Genomic DNA, 16,207 nt, shown 5'->3' with positions numbered 1-16,207 from the left:
CGTCTGCTTGCGACACAGGCGTTGCTGGCATCACGCCTGTGTCACAAGCACCCGCACAGGTCCGCGCCGAGCGGCCCTCAGATCCGCGCCGCGAGCTCCGTGGCCTGCTTGATCGCCCGCTTGGCGTCCAGCTCGGCGGCGACGTCGGCGCCGCCGATGACGTGCACGGGCACCCCGAGCGCGGCGAGCGGCTCGACCAGGTCGGTCACCGACTCCTGGCCGGCGCACAGCACGACCGTGTCGACCGCCAGGACGTGCGGCCGGCGCTCGTCCTTCTCACCGTCCTCGACGGGCAGGGTCAGGTGCAGCCCGGCGTCGTCGATGCGGACGTACTCCGCGCCCCCGACGAAGCTCACCCCGGCGTCGGTGAGCTCGGTGCGGTGCACCCAGCCGGAGGTCTTGCCCAGGCCCTTGCCGTGCCGAGATGTCTTGCGCTGCACCAGATGCACCTCGCGCGACACCGGCGGGTGCTCCTTGTCGCCGAGCCCGGCGCGCTCCTCCCACGGGTCGGCCACGCCCCACCGCTCGCGCCACTCCCGCACGCTCTCGTCCGGCTCGTGCAGCAGCGCGCGGCTGACGTCGAAACCGATGCCGCCGGCCCCGATCACCGCGACCCGACGACCGGCCCGCCCCGGCTCGCGGATCGCCTCGGGATAGGTGAGGACGCTGGGGTGGTCGATGCCCTCGATCCCCGGCACCCGCGGCTCGACCCCCGTGGCGACCACGACCTCGTCGAAACCCTCCAGGTCGGCGGCGGCGACGCGCATACCGAGATGGAGCGTGACGCCGCACACCCCGAGCATGTGCTCGTAGTAGGCGATCGCCTGGCGGAACTCCTCCTTGCCGGGGATCTGCGCCGCGAGCCGGAACTGCCCGCCCACCTGCTCACCCGCCTCGAAGAGCTCGACGTCGTGGCCGCGGCCGGCCAGCTCGACCGCCGCCGCGAGCCCGGCAGGGCCGGCGCCGACAACCGCGATCCGTTTGGCCGCGCGGGTGGGGCTGAGCACCAGCTCGGTCTCATGGGCGGAGCGCGGGTTGAGGATGCAGGTGGCGCGCTGGTTGTCGAAGGTGTGGTCCAGGCAGGCCTGGTTGCAGGCGATGCACGGGATGATCTCGGCCGCGCGACCCTCCTGGGTCTTGCGCACCCACTCGGCGTCGGCGAGCAGCGGTCGCGCCATGGACACGAGGTCGGCCTCGCCGGAGGCGAGGATCTCCTCGGCGACCTCCGGGCGGTTGATCCGGTTGGAGGCGATGACGGGTATGCCGATCTCCTCCCGGAGCCGGGCGGTCACCCAGGTGAAGGCGGCTCGCGGCACCGAGGTGACGATCGTCGGGATGCGCGACTCGTGCCAGCCGATGCCGGTGTTGACCAGCGTCACCCCGGCCTCCTCCAGCGCGTGCGCGAGGTTGACGGTCTCGGCCCAGCTCTGGCCTTCGGGGACGAGGTCGAGCAGGCTCATGCGGTACTGCACGATGAAGTCGTCGCCCACGAGATCCCGTGTGCGGGAGACGATCTCGACGGGGAAGCGCATGCGGGCCGGGGCTGACCCGCCCCACGCGTCGGTGCGGTCGTTGGTGCGCGCGGTGAGCATCTGGTTGATGAGGTAGCCCTCGGATCCCATGATCTCGACGCCGTCGTACCCCGCTTGCTGCGCGAGCTGCGCCGTCCGGGCGAAGTCGTCGATCGTCCGCTCCACCTCGCGGGTCGACAGCGCGGACGGGCGGAACGGCGTGATGGGCGACTTCGTGGCCGAGGCGCCCTTGCTGAAGGGGTGGTAGGCGTAGCGGCCGGCGTGCAGCACCTGGAGCAGGATTCGCCCACCGTGCACGTGGACGGCGTCGGTGACCCTCCGGTGCCGTCGCGCCTGCGCCGCGCGGACCATGCTGGAGCCGAAGGGGAGCAGCCAGCCGCGCCAGTTCGGGGCATACCCCCCGGTGACCATGAGCCCGACCCCGCCGCGGGCGCGCTCGCCGAAGTAGGCGGCGAGCTTGTCGATGTCTCTGGCACGGTCCTCGAGCTTGGTGTGCATCGAGCCCATGACCACGCGGTTGGGCAGCGTCACCCCGCCGCGCAGCTCCAGCGGGCTGAGCAGATGAGGGTATGCCGTGTCAGTCACTACTCCAGGGTAACCAGACCGGTCGACCGGGCTGGCTACCGCGTGAACCCCCGCTGGGCCAGGGGGAGGCCTCGGCGTTCGACGCCGGCCAGCCACTGCCGGGCCCGCTCCGGGTGACCGCCTTCCGGCCGCAGGCAACCTTGTGGCCCCGCCCGTGCGACATACAGGCACCACCGCACGACGAGGAGGTCGTCATGAGAACCACCCCACGCGCACTGCTGGCCAGCGCCATGCTCGCCACCGTCGCGATCGCACCGATCACCAGCACCACCGCCGCACCCGCGGCCGGTGCTGCCACGCCCTACTGCGGCATCACCTGGGGATCGCTCCCCGAGGCCACCGGCTACGACACCGCTACCGACCCGATCACGGGCGTCCGCTCCGGGCGGCACACGTGCTTCGACCGCGTGGTCGTCGACGTCTCCGGTCTCACGGGCGAGTACTCCGTCCGCTACGTGGACACCTACCGTGAGCCGGGCAGCGGCCAGGCGAAGAGCCTCCGGGGCGGCGCGAGGATCGAGGTCCTGGTCGGTTCGCCGACCTACGACTACCAGGGCCGCGCGGTCTACCGGCCGGCGAACTCCGCGGAGCTCGTCGACACCGCGGGCTACAGCACGCTGCGCCAGGTGCGCCTCGGTGGGAGCTTCGAGGGCCAGACCTCGATCGGCCTGGGCGTGCGCGCCCGGCTGCCGATGCGGGTCTTCGTCCTCGACGGGCCCGGGGACGGGCAGCGGCTCGTCATCGACGTCGCGCACCGTTGGTGACCCACGCGAGGGCGGGAGCGCTTGCCGCGTGAGGGGCGAGACGCTCGGGTGACGAACCGCCCGGTGTCGAGGACGATAGGGACATGACCCACACTCCCGCTCCCGGCGCCGCCCGCCTGCTCGACCACGCCATCTGGTGGCACGTCTATCCGCTCGGCGCCGTCGGAGCCCCCGCCGTCCTCGACGGGGGCCTCGACGCGCCGGTCGAGCATCGGCTCCCACGCCTGGTCGGCTGGCTGGACCACGTCGTCGAGCTGGGGTGCTCCGGAGTGCTGCTCGGGCCGGTCTTCGCCGCGTCCAGCCACGGCTACGACACGCTGGACCACGACCGGGTCGACCCGCGCCTCGGTGACGACGCGGATCTCGACCGGCTCATCGAGGCGTGCCGTGGGCGCGGGCTCTCGGTGCTGCTCGACGGCGTCTTCAACCACGTGGGCGTCGACCATCCGATGGTGACCGATCCGCATACCTCGAGCTGGATCAAGCGCACCGCCGACGGTGCGGCGGCGAGCTGGGAGGGGCACGAGGGCCTGGTCGAGCTCGACCACTCGAGCCCTGACGTGGAGCAGTTCGTGGTCGACGTCATGCTGCGCTGGTTGCGGCGGGGGATCGCCGGGTGGCGGCTGGACGTCGCGTATGCCGTGCCGACCGACTTCTGGTCGCGGGTCACCGCACGGGTGCGCGAGGAGTTCCCGGACGCGCTCTTCGTGGGCGAGGTCATCCACGGCGACTACGCGCAGATCGTGACCGACAGCGACCTCGACACGGTGACGCAGTACGAGCTGTGGAAGGCCATCTGGAGCTCCATCACGGACACCAACTGCTGGGAGCTGGCGCACGCGCTCGGTCGGCACGACGCGCTGCTGCCGTCGTTCGTGCCGCAGACCTTCGTGGGCAACCACGACGTGACCCGCATCGCCACGACCGTCGGCGACGCGGGCGCCGCCGTCGCCGCGGCCGTGCTCATGACGGTCGGGGGTATGCCGTCGGTCTACTACGGCGACGAGCGCGCCTTCCGCGGGCTCAAGGAGGAGCGGCTCGGGGGAGATGACGACATCCGCCCGGCGCTGCCGGACGATCCTGGCGAGCTGGGCGACGAGGGCGCCTGGATGTTGTCTCTGCACCGCGAGCTCATCGGCCTGCGACGGCGACACCCGTGGCTCGCGCGGGCGCGGACCGAGGTGGAGAGCCAGAGCAACGAGGCGATCACCTACGTCTCCTCAGGACAGGACCAGTGGCTGCGGGTCGCGATCACCCTGGCGCCGCAGCCGGAGGTCGCTGTGACCGGGGCCGATGGCGAGCTCTTCCGCTGGGTGGCGCAGGGCTAGCGCAGCAGGCTGAGCGCATGGCCAGCGCAGGGGCCGCCCCGACGGACCTGTGCACTCCCGATGGACCTGTGCACACGGCATAACCTGCGCACCGGCTCAGAAAGCGTGCACAGGTCTGCGGCTGGGCGAGAGATGGCGGGCGCGGCGGCATACCGTGGAGCCATGACCGAACTCGTCCTCGTGGCCAACGCCGGCGACAGCACGGTGAGCACCTTCCGCGTCGATCCTGACGGGCCGTCGCTGCAGCGGATCGCGGTGAGCGAGGTGGGCAGCGGCTGCGGCACCTTCGTCGTCGACGCCAAGCGCGACCTCGTCTACGCCGCCGCCAAGGGGGAGCCGCCGGGCATCGACGTCTTCCACCTCGAGCGGGAGACCGGGCGGCTGGTGCACCTGTCGCGGACCGACGTGGAGTCGTCGATGACCTATCTCGCGCTGGCCCACGACGGGACGCTGCTCGTGGGCGCGTCCTACGGTGGGGGCAGCGCGCAGGTCTTCCCGGTCGACGGGGCGGGGCACGTGGACGAGCCCACCGCCGAGGTCCCCTGGCCGAACGCCCACTGCGTCGCCGTCGCAGCCGGCGGGCGGCACCTGTATGTCGTGTCGCTCGGGGCCGACGTCGTCGCGCAGTACGCGCTCTCGGCCGGCGGGGAGCTGGCTCCTCTGGCGCCGCAGACGGCGGAGGCTCCCGACGGATCGGGCCCGCGGCACCTGGTGCTGGCGGACGGCGAGGAGAGGGCCTACGTGATGACGGAGTTCTCCGGCGAGGTCCTGACCTATCGGCGGGACGGTGGCGACGGCGTGCTGACCGCCCAGGGCGCGACCCCGGCCTACGCGCCGAATCGAGGCCTGAGCCACAGCGAGCTCGGCGCGGATCCCGTTGCGGGACACCTGATCTGGGGTGCGGACCTGCACCTGGCCCGTGGCGGCCGGTTCGTGCTGGCGAGTGAGCGGTCCGAGTCGACCCTGGCGAGCCTGCCGGTCGGGTCGGACGGGTCGGTGGGGGAGGCCGTGTCGATGATCGACACCGTGACCCAGCCCCGCGGCTTCATGGTGCTGGACGACGGTGAGCACGCCGTGGTGACGGGTGAGCAGGACACCGAGGTCGCCCTCGTGGCGGTGGCGGAGGACGGCACCCTCACCGAGCTGGGCCGCTACGAGACCGGCACCGGCGCCAACTGGGCCCGCAGCGTCGTCGTCTGACCCACCCTGACCCCACCGGGCGTCGCGCATGGTTGTTGGCGCTGCGCCCTGCGCGAACCCGACGTCCAGATCCGGTGACGGAACCGCATACCCGATGTAGACCGGAGCCATGAACTTCCTCATCCTGGGCGGCACCGCGTTCCTCGGTCGGCAGGTCGCGATCGAGGCGATGAAGCGAGGCCATGACGTCACCTGCCTGGCGCGTGGGAGCGCCCCGCCGCCGGACGGTGTGCGCTTCGTGCGGGGTGACCGGGACGAGCCGGACGGCTTGGCGGAGGTCCTCGACACCCGCTGGGACGCGGTGCTCGACCTCAGCCGGCAGCCAGGGCAGGTGCGGCGGGCCGTGTCCGAGCTCGACGCCGCGCACTGGGTCTTCGTCTCGACCGGCAATGTGTATGCCGACGTCTCCCGCCCGCATCAGACCGAGGACGGGGCGCTCCTCCCACCGCTCGAGGCGGGCGTCATCTCGAGCATGGAGGAGTACGGCCCGGCGAAGGTGGCGTGCGAGCGGGCGGTCGCCGAGGGCGCGACCGGTGCGGGTGCCACCGCGACGCTGGCGCGGGTGGGCCTCATCGGGGGTCCGGGGGACGACTCCTGGCGCGTGAGCTACTGGGCGTGGCGGTTCGCGCACCCGAGTGGGCCGGACGTGATCGTCCCGGATGACCTAGACTTCCCGGTCGCCTTCATCGACGTCCGCGACCTGGCGGCGTGGCTGGTCGGCGCGGCGGAGCAGCGGGTCGAGGGGCCCGTCAACGTCACGGGGCCGGTCGCTTCGCTGGGCGAGGTGCTAGCGGATGCCGCGCGTGCTGCGGGATCGGACGTGCCGGTGCGGCGGGTGGCCCCGTCGCGCCTCGCCGAGCTGGGCGTCAACCCGTGGATGGGGCCGCGCTCGCTCCCGCTGTGGATCGACGACCCCGACTGGCGCCATTTCGCGGGGATGGACACCTCGCGCGCGGTGGCGAGCGGGCTTCATACCAGGCCGTATGCCGACACCTTCGCCGACGCGCTCCGTGACCAGGAAGCGCGGGGTGGGGCCATGTGGTCCGGGCTGAGCGACGATGACGAACGGGAGATCCGGGCTGCGCTCGACGGCGGATAAGAAGTCACGACGCTCGGTCGGGTCGGTTGACACCATGAGCGGCGGTCGGTCGGGACAAGGGCAACCATTCCCGACGCTCGGTGGGGACGAGAGCCGCCATGGGCGACGCTCGGTCGGGATCAGCGCAACCCTTCACGACGTTCGGTGATTGTGACAGCACTGTTACATTAGCGCTATGACATCGCCGGACCCGACGCGCGAGAGCCGTTTCGAGACGCTCTTCACCGTCCTCGCCGACATGGACGCCGCCATCGCCGAGGTCTATCGCGAGCGGGGCCAGGGACAGGTGCGGCCCCGCTTCGCGCTGCCCCTCGTCCGGCTGGCGCGGCTCGGCCCGATGACCATCACGCAGCTCGCGGCCGAGGTCGACCGCACCCACTCGGCCCTCTCGCAGACGATCGCGCAGATGCGCCAGGCCGAGCTCGTCGCGAGCGAGCCGGGGGAGGACGGTCGCACCCGTGTCATCACCCTCACCGATCGCGGCCAGGCGCTCGTGCCGCTCGCGGAGGCGGAGTGGCGGGCCACCGAGGCGGCGATCGCCGAGCTGGAGGCCGAGCTGCCCTACGCACCCAGCCAGGTCGCCGCCGACATGGCAGCCGCGCTCTCCCGCCGGTCGTTCGCCGAGCGGCTCGAGGACCACCTGGGCGGTCGGGAGTGAGCGGCGCAGCAACCACGAGCGACGCCCGGTCGGGCACTCAGCAACCCTTCGCGACGCTCGGTGGTGCTGAAAGCAACCCTTCGCGACGCCCGGTGGGGACGAGAGCAACTCGCGACGCCCGGTGGGGTGTGAGGTGAGCCCGCGCGGCGCGCTCCTCGACCTCACCCCACTGCGCCAGAGCCCCGCCTACCGCCGGATCTGGGCCGGCGGCGCGCTCAGCGGCCTGGGTCACCAGGTGGCTGTCGTCGCCGTGCTCTTCCAGGTGTGGGAGATGACGGGCAGCGCCTTCTGGGTCGCCTCCATCGGCATCGCCCAGGCGATCCCCATGATCGTCATGGGTCTGGTCGGTGGTCCGGTCGCCGACGTGCTCGACCGGCGCCGGGTGGCGCTCTTCGCGACCGGCGGCCAGGCGCTGTCGGCGCTCGCGCTCGGCGCGCAGCTGGTCCTCGGCCTCTATCCGCTGCCGCTGCTGCTGGCCCTCATCAGCGTGCAGACGGCGTTCAGCGCCCTGGGTGCCCCGGCCCGCCGCACGTTCATCGTCCGGCTGCTCCCGCGGAGCCAGGTCGCGGCCGGAATCGCCCTGCACATGACCAGCTTCCAGGCCGCGATGATGGTCGGGCCTGCGCTCGGCGGACTGCTCCTCGGCGTCGCCTCCCCGGCGGTCTGCTACCTCGTCAACGCCGTCGCGCTGGCCATCAGCTGGCTCACGGTCCGCGCGCTTCCGGCACTACCGCCTGAGCGAGCGACGCCCGAGGGCGGAGGCTCCGTCGGGCCTGCCGCGAGCGTGACCGCTGCCCCGGACGGCAGCGCCTCCGAGCCAGGCGACCACGCGACCGCCGCAGCGCCGCGGACGGGAGGAGCGGCATACCTGAGCGGTGCCTCGCGCACCGCTCGACTGCGCCGCCGGACGCGCACCGCCGTGGTCATGCTGGGTGAGGGCGTCGGCCAGGTGCGGCGCGACCCGGTGCTGCGCGGGTCCTTCCTGCTCGACCTCGCCGCGACGTTGCTGGCGTTTCCCGTCGCGCTCTTCCCCATGGTCAACGAGACGCTCTTCGGGGGAGACCCGCGCGCGCTCGGGCTCTTCCTCACCTGCATCGCCGTGGGTGGGGTCACCGCAGGTCTCGCCTCGGGGCTCGTGACACGCCAAGCGCGCCTCGGCGTGGTGCAGCTGCTCGCCGTGGGGGTATGGGGTCTCGCGCTGCTCGGCTTCGGCCTCGCCGCCCTCACGGGGTTGGCGTGGGCGGCGCTCGCCTCGCTCGCCGTGGCCGGGGCGGCCGACACCGTGTCGGTCACCGCGAGAGCGGCGATGGTGCAGCTCGCGACTCCCGACAGTCATCTGGGGCGCGTCTCCGCCGTCGAGCACGTCATCGGGGTGGCGGGCCCGGACATCGGCAACGCCCGGGCGGGCCTGGTCGCGGGGCTGACCACGCCCGCCTGGTCGGCGCTGCTGGGTGCTCTCGGGTGCCTCGCCGTCGGAGGCTGGGTCGCGCTGACCCACCGGCAGGTCGCCGACTTCCGCGTGGCGGCGGTCGGGCCGGACGACTCCTAGCGCCTTCTTGTCCTGATGTCGTGCTGCAGCCGGACAGGAGAGCACCAAGGCGCTACGAGTGCTGCGTCCGGGACGACGGTGGTGCCCGTCGACCCCGACACCTCGCGCCCGCCCGCTCAGTCGGCGACGTCGAGCGCGCCGACGTGCTCGTCGATCGTGAGCCGGCACAGCAGCTCGCCCGGCACGCCGTTGCGCGCGCTGAAGGCCTCGGCCTGATCAGCGCCCATGTAGCGTCCACCGATCCGCGCCGCCCACTCCCGCACCACGGCGAGGTCGTCGACCAGCTCGACCGGCCCCTCGACCATGACGTAGGAGAACGGCGGCCGGTCGTCCTGGACGGTCAGCGCGGCATACCCCGCCCGCCGCAGCACCCGGCCCTTGACCGTGTCCGCGCTGGTGCTGAAGCAGACCCGACCGTGATCGTCGAGGACGTACCAGATCGGCGCCGCGTGCGGCCTCCCGTCCTGGCGGAGGTGGCGAGGATCGCGGGTCGGGCCGGGTCGGCGGAGAGGAAGGTGTGCGCCTGCTCCAGGTCCATGCTGCGGTATGCCACGGGCCCAGCCTCCCACGCCGTGACCGGCCGCGCGGTTTGCCGTGACCGACCGCGCGGTATGCCGTGACCGGCCGCGCGGTATGCCGTGACCGACCGCGCGGTATGCCGTGACTGGCCGCGCGGTTTGCCGTGACTGGCCGCGCGGTTTGCCGGGACTGGCCGCGCGGTTTGCCGTGACTGGCCGCGCGGTTTGCCGTGGAGGCCCCTGATTTCGACCACCGGAAACGTCGCCATGGCGCGAGAACCCGTGGTCGAGATCCGCGGTCTGCGACGGCATACCCGTTGACAGGTGACCATATGGTCACCTAATGTCGTCCGCATGGACGACGACCTCGTGTTCAAGGCACTGGCGGACCCGGTCCGCCGGCTGCTCATGGACGCGCTCTTCGAGCGGGACGGCCGCTCGCTCGGCGAGCTCGAGGCCGTCGTCAACGACCACGTCGAGATGACGCGGTTCGGTGTCGCCAAGCACCTGCGGATCCTCGAGGACGCCGGGGTGGTCACGACGCGCAAGGTGGGCCGGACCAAGCACCACCACCTCAACCCGGTCCCCATCCAGCAGATCCACGAGCGGTGGATCGGCAAGTACACCCAGCGGGCAGCGATCGCCGCTGGGCTCCTCGACCTCAAGCACCAGCTCGAGGGCAACTCAGACCACGAACCCCCAGGAGAGCACCATGAATGACGTCCAGGTCTTCAGCATCTACATCAACGCTCCCGCCCAGAAGGTGTGGGAGGCGATCACCCGCTCCGAGCACACCACCCGCTGGGGCTACGGCGGACCGATCGAGTTCGACCCCCGTCCCGGCGGTGTCTACCGCAACCTCACCACGGACGAGATGAAGGAGATGGGCATGGGCGACGTGGCCGTCGAGGGGACCGTCGTCGAGATCGACGAGCCGCACAAGCTGGTCCTCGACTGGTCGCCCACCTGGCACCAGGGCATCGAGCCGACCCGGCTGACCTGGGAGCTCACCGAGTATCCCTCCGGTCTCACCCAGGTCGTGCTCACCCACGACGTCTCCGCGGCCCCGCAGCTCGCGGCCGAGATCGCTGGCGGCGGGGAGCCCGACCAGGGCGGTGGCGGCTGGCCGTGGTCGCTCTCCGGTCTCAAGACGCTGGTCGAGACCGGCCAGCCCATGGACCAGCCGGCTGCCTGAGCGGTGCCGCCTCGGCTGGCCCTCAGTGCCAGCCGAGGTCAGCCCCTCAACGCCAACCGAGGTCGTCGGCTACGGCGAGGACGTTCTCGATGACGTGCGCGCAGTAGTCGACGCCGAGCTGGTTGGGCACGGTGAGCAGCAGCGTGTCGGCGGCGGCGATCGCCTCGTCGGCGGCCAGCTGGCGGGCCAGCTCGTCCGGCTCGGCGGCGTAGGTCTTGCCGAAGGTCGACCGGGCGCCGTCGATGATCCCGATCTGGTCGCTGCTGCGCCGCTCCAGCCCGAAGTACGCGTGGTCCCGCTCGTCTACGAGCGGAAAGATGCTGCGGGACACTGAGGTTCGCGGCGTGCGCTCGTGCCCGGCCGCCGCCCACGCCTCGTGGAAGCGGCGGATCTGGTCGGCCTGCAGCTGGTGGAACGGCATACCCGCGTCCTCGGTGAGCAGGGTCGAGGACATGAGGTTCATCCCCTGCTCGGCCGCCCACTCCGCGGTCGCGCGGGTGCCGGCGCCCCACCAGATGCGCTCGCGCAGCCCTTCGGAGTGCGGCTCGAGGCGGAGCTTGCCGGGAGGGTTGGGGAACATCGGGCGCGGGTTCGGCTCGGCGAAACCGTCACCGGAGAGCACCTCGAGGAACCGGGAGGTATGCCGTCGCGCCATGTCGGCGTCGGTCTCACCCTCGGCGGGGTGGTGGCCGAAGTGGCGGTAGCCCTCGATGACCTGCTCGGGGCTGCCCCGGCTGATGCCGAGCTGCAGCCGACCGCCCGAGATGAGGTCGGCCGCGCCGGCGTCCTCCGCCATGTAGAGCGGGTTCTCGTAGCGCATGTCGATGACACCCGTGCCGATCTCGATCCGCTCGGTCTTCGCGCCGACCGCCGCGAGCAGCGGGAAGGGCGAGGCGAGCTGCCGGGCGAAGTGGTGCACCCGGAAGGACGCGTTGTCCGCGCCGAGCTCCTCGGCCGCGACCGCCAGGTCGATCGACTGGAGGAGGACATCGGAGGCCGACTGCGTCGCCGACTGCGGGTGCGGGGTCCAGTGGCCGAAGGAGAGAAAGCCGATGCGCTTCATGGACGTGTCAACAACCGCACGGGTCCGCGGCATTCCGCCGCGGCGCTAGCGTGGAGCGGTGATCCAGGCGGTCCACACCCTCATCTATTCCGACGATCCGACGGTCACGCGGGCCTTTCTCAAGGACGTCCTTCGGTGGCCCTTCGTGGCCGAGCCGGGTGAGGCGAGGAGGGGCGGCGCGGTGGCGGTGACTCCGGGTCTGAGGATCCCGCCGATTGGCTGAGCTTCGCCACCGGCCCCAGCGAGCTGGGCGTGCACCCGACCAGGACGCCGACCTTCGCGGGGGAGCGGCATCACGAGATCGCGCTGGTCTGCGACCACCTGGAGGACACGATGGCCGAGTTGTCCGACAGGGGTGCGACCTTCAGTTCCGGGCCGTCAGACATAGGGTTCGGGCTCGTGGCGATGGTCCAGGTGCCCGGCGCCGACGACATCATGATCGACCAGCCCAAGCACGTTACGGCCTGCGACGCCTGACGCGCTGCGGTCACGGCATGCTGTGCGGCCGGTCCGTGCAGAACGTGCGTCCGGTGCGGGCGGAACGTGCGGCCGGTCCGTGCAGAACGTGCGTCCGGTCCGTGCAGAACGTGCGGCTGGTGCGGGCCGAACGTGCGTCCGGTGCGGGCAGGGGTGGCTCAGCGGCGCGTGGGGACGGCGCCGACGGTTCGGGATGCCCGGTCGCGGCGGCCCAGCCAGACCGCCAGGAGCACCCCGGCGGCCGCACCGAAGAGGTGCCCCTGCCACGACACGCCCTCCCGGATCGGCAGGACGCCCCAGATCATCGACCCGTAGACGACGATGACCAGCACGCCGAGCAGCGCCTGCCCGAAGCGCCGGGCGATGAAGCCGTAGACCGCGAGGAACGCGGCATACCCGTAGACGACGCCGCTGGCGCCGATGTGCACCGTGTTGGGACCGCCCAGCAGCCACACGCCCAGACCGCCGATGAGCACGACGCCTCCGGTCACCAGCCACAGGTGCCGCGTCGAGAGCGCCAGCATCGAGCCGAGCACGAGCAACGAGACGGTGTTGGTGAGCAGGTGGCCGAAGCCCAGGTGCAGGAACGGGCTCAGCACGATCCCCTGCAGGTGGTCCAGCTGGCGCGGCCGGATCCCGAACTGGTCGAACGACAGCGGCAGGATCAGGTCGAGGATCTCGCTGGCCCACATGAGTCCGACCAGCACGAGCACCGGTATGACGCGTCTCGCCCACGACGGCACGTCCGGGCGTCTCGTGGCGGAGGTCGGGGCGGTCGTCATACCCCTATTGTCCCCTCCCAGCCTGTGCACGCTCCCGTGACCGGTGCGCAAGATATGCCGTGTGTACCGGCCACGAGAGCGCGCACAGGCTCCCAGCGACGCCACCGAGACCTGAACGCCTGGACAGCATACGGAACACCCGTTTAAGATATTGAACGTGCATTCAGACGACCTCACCCCCAAGGCGCGAATCCGTGACGCGGCGTTACGGCTCTTCGCCGACGAGGGTTTCGACGCCGTCACCGTGCGCCGGATCGCGGCAGCGGCGGAGGTCTCTCCCGCGCTCGTGCTGCACCACTACGGCTCCAAGGACGGCCTCCGCACCGCCTGCGACGAGCACGTCCTCGGCCTCTTCGACGGCCTCCTGGGCGAGGCGATGCCCTCCGACGCCGAGCTGGCGGAGACGCTGCGCTCCCAGCCCGACCAGAAGTTCGGCTCCTTCGCCGAGCTGTTCCCGGGCGACTCCCCGGTCATGCCCTACCTGCGGCGCATGCTGCTCACCGACGACCACCGCGCCCGCGCCGTCCTGCGCGGCTGGTACGACCTCACCCTCCACCTCCTCCTGCACTGGCGCGACGCCGGCCTCATCGACCCCGGCCCCGACCCGCAGGTCCGCGCGGCCGGACTCCTCGCGATGGACCTCGGCGGCGTGCTGCTGCGTGGCCCGCTCACCGAGATGCTCGGGTTCGACCCGCTGGCTCCCGAGGGAATCGACCGGTGGGGCACCGACATGTACTCCCTCTTCGCCCTCATGCTCACCCCGCAGACGAAAGGCACATCGTGACCACCTCGACCGAGCACCTCATCGAGATCGACGGGCTCCGCAAGACCTTCGGCAAGGTCACCGCCTTGGACGGGCTGGACCTCGTCGTCGACCGCGGGGAGGTCCACGGCTTCCTCGGGCCCAACGGCGCCGGCAAGTCGACCACCATCCGCATCCTGCTGGGCCTCATGCGCTCCAGCGGTGGCAGCGCCCGACTCTTCGGCGGCGACCCGTGGGCCGACGCCGTCGAGCTGCACCGCCGCCTGGCCTACGTGCCCGGCGACGTCACGCTGTGGCCGGGGCTCACCGGGGGTCAGTGCATCGACATCCTGGCCCGCGCCCACGGCCAGATCGACGAGGGCCGCCGCGCCGAGCTCGTCGACCGCTTCGACCTCGACCCGACCAAGCGGTCCCGTGACTACTCCAAAGGCAACCGGCAGAAGGTCTCGCTCGTCGCCGCGCTCGCGACCGACGCCGAGCTGCTGGTCCTCGATGAGCCGACCTCCGGGCTCGACCCGCTCATGGAGGAGGTCTTCCAGCAGGTCGTGCGCGAGCGCCGGGACGACGGCGTGACGGTGCTGCTCTCCAGCCACATCCTCGGCGAGGTCGAGGCGCTCGCCGACCGCGTCTCCATCATCCGCGCCGGCCGGACGGTGACGACCGGCACGCTCACGGACCTGCGACGGCATACCCACTCCGCGGTGCGCGCGGTCACCGACCGGGCGCCGACGCTCGACGGTATGCCCGGCGTCACCGACGTCGAGACGCACGCCGATGAGCAGGGGCGCACCGAGGTGCACGCCTCGGCCGAGCCGGACGCCGTCGGGCGGTTGGTCGGCGCCCTGCACGAGGCGGGGATCCACACGCTGACCGTCACCCCGCCGAGTCTGGACGACCTCTTCCTGCAGGCCTACGCGGGGGAGAGCCAGGACGCGGGCAGTGGCACCGACGCGCTGGTGGACGCCCGATGAGCACGGTCCACGGCGTCGGCACGATGACCGGCATCGCGTGGCGCACCGGGTGGAAGGGCCTGGTCGCGTGGGTGCTGGCGATGGTCGGGATCATGGCGCTCACCGGCTCCTCGATCGCGGCGCTCTACGACACCCCGGAGAAGGTCCGCGGCTATGCCGAGTCGCTCGGCGGCGACGCGATGGCCGTGCTCAACGGGCGGGTCGCCGGGCTCGACACGCTCGGCGGCGTCTTCGCCAACGAGTTCGGCTTCGTCCTCTCCTTCGGTATGCCGCTCATGGCGATCGCCCTCATGTCGCGGGCGACGCGGCGCGACGAGGAGGCGGGGAGGCTGGAGCTGCTGCTCGCCTCGAGCATCGGGCGGTTCGCGCCGCTGCTGGCGGCGGTCCTCACCAGCTCGGCTGCGGTGCTGGTCACCGGGCTGGGGTGCGGTCTGGCGATGGCGGCCTTCGGGGCCGATGCCGGTGGCTCGCTGCTCTACGGTCTCGGCATCGCGGCGCTCGGCTTCGTCTTCATCGGCGTGGCCGCGGTGGCGGCGCAGGTGGTGGAGCACAACCGGGCCGTGTGGGGCATCGGCCTGGCGGTGACGATGACGTCATACCTGCTCCGCGGGCTCGGCGCCCTGGAGGGCGAGTGGCTGCTGTGGCTCTCGCCGCACGGCTGGATCGATGAGATCCGGGCCTTCGGCGAGGCGCGCGCGTGGCCGCTGCTGCTGGCGCTCGGCACGGGGGTCGCTCTCCTCGGGCTGGCGTTCTGGTTGAGCACACGCCGCGACGTCGGCAGCGCGCTGGTGCAGCCACGTCGGGCGACCCCGCGGGCCTCGGCGCTGCTCCGGCACCCGCTCGGTCTCGCCTGGCACCAGCACCGGGGCGCGATCCTCGGCTGGACGGTGGGCGCCGCGGCGCTCATGGGGGTCTACGGCTCCCTGGCGCAGGAGATCATCGACGTCGTCCTCGACAACCCGGCGCTCGGGGGCTTCCTCGGGGCGGAGGGGGACGCGGCGGCCCAGGCTGCTGACGTGATCCTGCCGCCCATCATGTCGACCTTCGTCATGATGCTGGGCATGTTGGTGGCGGCCTTCGTCATCGCGTCGGTCGGCTCGCTGCGCAAGGAGGAGGAGACCGCGCGGATGGAGGTCGAGCTCTCGGCGCCGCGTGGCCGGCCAGGATGGCTGGGGCTGCACCTGGTCGTCGTCGTGGTCGGCGCGGTCGTCATGGGCGTGGTCGGCGCGCTGTCGCTCGGCGGGTCGGCGGCGGCGTCTCTCGGCGACTCGACGTGGACCGGCGAGATCTTTTCTGGCGCAGCGGGATTCGCCCCGGCCGTGGTGCTCTTCCTGGGGCTGGTCGTGGCACTCATCGGGTGGCTGCCCCGCGGGTATGCCGTCGGCTGGGCCGTCTTCGCCCTCGCCGCCCTGCTGGCCTACCTCGGGCCCGGCTTCGATCTGCCGGAGTGGCTGCTGGACGCCACGCCCTTCCTCGCGATCGGGACGAATGTCGTCGGTGACGGGCCGGAGGCGACCGGCACGGTGGTGCTCGTGGCGCTGGGGTTGGTGCTGCTCGCGGCCGGCGTCGCGGGCTTCCGGCGCCGCGACATCCCGGTGGTCTGACCGTTCCGGATCTGACCTGACCCGACCCGACCGGGACGCGGGGAGGATCGGTCCACCTGCACCGATTCTCCCCGCGGGGGCCGGGCTTTCTGGGGAGGATCGGTCCACCTGCACCGATT

General features: G+C 72.0%; 17 protein-coding genes. 13 read left to right on the top strand and 4 right to left on the bottom strand.

What is annotated here, in order from left to right; all coding sequences use genetic code 11:
- Positions 1 to 77: 77 nt before the first annotated feature.
- A complete protein-coding gene (locus AC5PYY_RS03905) occupies positions 78 to 2,117 on the bottom strand; it encodes an oxidoreductase (protein WP_493898482.1) in 2,040 nt (679 codons plus the stop codon).
- A gap of 230 nt (positions 2,118 to 2,347) precedes the next feature.
- Between AC5PYY_RS03905 and AC5PYY_RS03900 the strand changes: the two genes are divergently transcribed.
- From AC5PYY_RS03900 to AC5PYY_RS03875, 6 genes are all read left to right on the top strand, one after another.
- Positions 2,348 to 2,881 (top strand): AMIN-like domain-containing (lipo)protein, encoded by a 534-nt coding sequence (locus AC5PYY_RS03900; RefSeq protein ID WP_493899323.1) that lies wholly within the window; start codon positions 2,348 to 2,350, stop codon positions 2,879 to 2,881.
- 83 nt (positions 2,882 to 2,964) lie between these two features.
- Complete coding sequence (locus AC5PYY_RS03895) at positions 2,965 to 4,209, top strand: alpha-amylase family protein (protein WP_493898481.1); 1,245 nt, start codon at positions 2,965 to 2,967, stop codon at positions 4,207 to 4,209.
- A gap of 162 nt (positions 4,210 to 4,371) precedes the next feature.
- A complete protein-coding gene (locus AC5PYY_RS03890) occupies positions 4,372 to 5,409 on the top strand; it encodes a lactonase family protein (RefSeq protein ID WP_493898480.1) in 1,038 nt (345 codons plus the stop codon).
- 109 nt (positions 5,410 to 5,518) lie between these two features.
- Complete coding sequence (locus tag AC5PYY_RS03885) at positions 5,519 to 6,508, top strand: NAD-dependent epimerase/dehydratase family protein (RefSeq protein WP_493898479.1); 990 nt, start codon at positions 5,519 to 5,521, stop codon at positions 6,506 to 6,508.
- A 175-nt stretch (positions 6,509 to 6,683) separates the two neighbouring features.
- On the top strand, positions 6,684 to 7,166 hold the full coding sequence (locus tag AC5PYY_RS03880; protein WP_493898478.1) for a winged helix DNA-binding protein: 483 nt from the start codon (positions 6,684 to 6,686) through the stop codon (positions 7,164 to 7,166).
- A 133-nt stretch (positions 7,167 to 7,299) separates the two neighbouring features.
- Positions 7,300 to 8,715, top strand: coding sequence for an MFS transporter (locus AC5PYY_RS03875; protein WP_493898477.1), 1,416 nt, complete (start codon positions 7,300 to 7,302; stop codon positions 8,713 to 8,715).
- Between the two features lie 116 nt (positions 8,716 to 8,831).
- Here the strand turns inward: AC5PYY_RS03875 and AC5PYY_RS03870 are convergent, their stop codons facing one another.
- The gene (locus AC5PYY_RS03870; protein WP_493898476.1) at positions 8,832 to 9,545 is read right to left on the bottom strand and encodes a PPOX class F420-dependent oxidoreductase; all 714 of its coding nucleotides are present in this window, start codon (positions 9,543 to 9,545) and stop codon (positions 8,832 to 8,834) included.
- Positions 9,546 to 9,587: 42 nt separating this feature from the next.
- Here AC5PYY_RS03870 and AC5PYY_RS03865 point away from each other — a divergent pair, with 42 nt between their 5' ends.
- On the top strand, positions 9,588 to 9,953 hold the full coding sequence (locus AC5PYY_RS03865) for an ArsR/SmtB family transcription factor (protein WP_493898475.1): 366 nt from the start codon (positions 9,588 to 9,590) through the stop codon (positions 9,951 to 9,953).
- Complete coding sequence (locus AC5PYY_RS03860) at positions 9,946 to 10,428, top strand: SRPBCC domain-containing protein (RefSeq protein WP_493898474.1); 483 nt, start codon at positions 9,946 to 9,948, stop codon at positions 10,426 to 10,428. Before AC5PYY_RS03865 ends, AC5PYY_RS03860 begins: the two co-directional genes overlap by 8 nt.
- A gap of 46 nt (positions 10,429 to 10,474) precedes the next feature.
- Here AC5PYY_RS03860 and AC5PYY_RS03855 read toward each other — a convergent pair whose 3' ends face one another.
- A complete protein-coding gene (locus AC5PYY_RS03855) occupies positions 10,475 to 11,491 on the bottom strand; it encodes an LLM class flavin-dependent oxidoreductase (RefSeq protein WP_493898473.1) in 1,017 nt (338 codons plus the stop codon).
- Between the two features lie 58 nt (positions 11,492 to 11,549).
- Between AC5PYY_RS03855 and AC5PYY_RS03850 the strand changes: the two genes are divergently transcribed.
- Complete coding sequence (locus tag AC5PYY_RS03850) at positions 11,550 to 11,714, top strand: hypothetical protein (protein ID WP_493898472.1); 165 nt, start codon at positions 11,550 to 11,552, stop codon at positions 11,712 to 11,714.
- Positions 11,715 to 11,743: 29 nt separating this feature from the next.
- Positions 11,744 to 11,968 carry a VOC family protein gene (locus AC5PYY_RS03845; protein ID WP_493898471.1) on the top strand — a complete coding sequence of 75 codons (225 nt, stop codon included), beginning with the start codon at positions 11,744 to 11,746 and terminating at the stop codon, positions 11,966 to 11,968.
- 158 nt (positions 11,969 to 12,126) lie between these two features.
- Here AC5PYY_RS03845 and AC5PYY_RS03840 read toward each other — a convergent pair whose 3' ends face one another.
- On the bottom strand, positions 12,127 to 12,750 hold the full coding sequence (locus AC5PYY_RS03840) for a rhomboid family intramembrane serine protease (RefSeq protein WP_493898470.1): 624 nt from the start codon (positions 12,748 to 12,750) through the stop codon (positions 12,127 to 12,129).
- Between the two features lie 157 nt (positions 12,751 to 12,907).
- Between AC5PYY_RS03840 and AC5PYY_RS03835 the strand changes: the two genes are divergently transcribed.
- The 3 genes from AC5PYY_RS03835 to AC5PYY_RS03825 are packed head-to-tail and all read left to right on the top strand — an operon-like array spanning position 12,908 to position 16,088.
- The gene (locus tag AC5PYY_RS03835; protein WP_493898469.1) at positions 12,908 to 13,534 is read left to right on the top strand and encodes a TetR/AcrR family transcriptional regulator; all 627 of its coding nucleotides are present in this window, start codon (positions 12,908 to 12,910) and stop codon (positions 13,532 to 13,534) included.
- Complete coding sequence (locus AC5PYY_RS03830; RefSeq protein WP_493898468.1) at positions 13,531 to 14,484, top strand: ABC transporter ATP-binding protein; 954 nt, start codon at positions 13,531 to 13,533, stop codon at positions 14,482 to 14,484. Before AC5PYY_RS03835 ends, AC5PYY_RS03830 begins: the two co-directional genes overlap by 4 nt.
- On the top strand, positions 14,481 to 16,088 hold the full coding sequence (locus AC5PYY_RS03825; protein WP_493898467.1) for an ABC transporter permease: 1,608 nt from the start codon (positions 14,481 to 14,483) through the stop codon (positions 16,086 to 16,088). Before AC5PYY_RS03830 ends, AC5PYY_RS03825 begins: the two co-directional genes overlap by 4 nt.
- The last annotated feature ends 119 nt before the right edge of the window (positions 16,089 to 16,207 follow it).

Source organism: Serinicoccus sp. JS2-9, assembly GCF_059025165.1.
The sequence above is the reverse complement of the archived record's forward strand: the minus strand, read 5'-3'. Positions and strand labels throughout refer to the sequence as shown.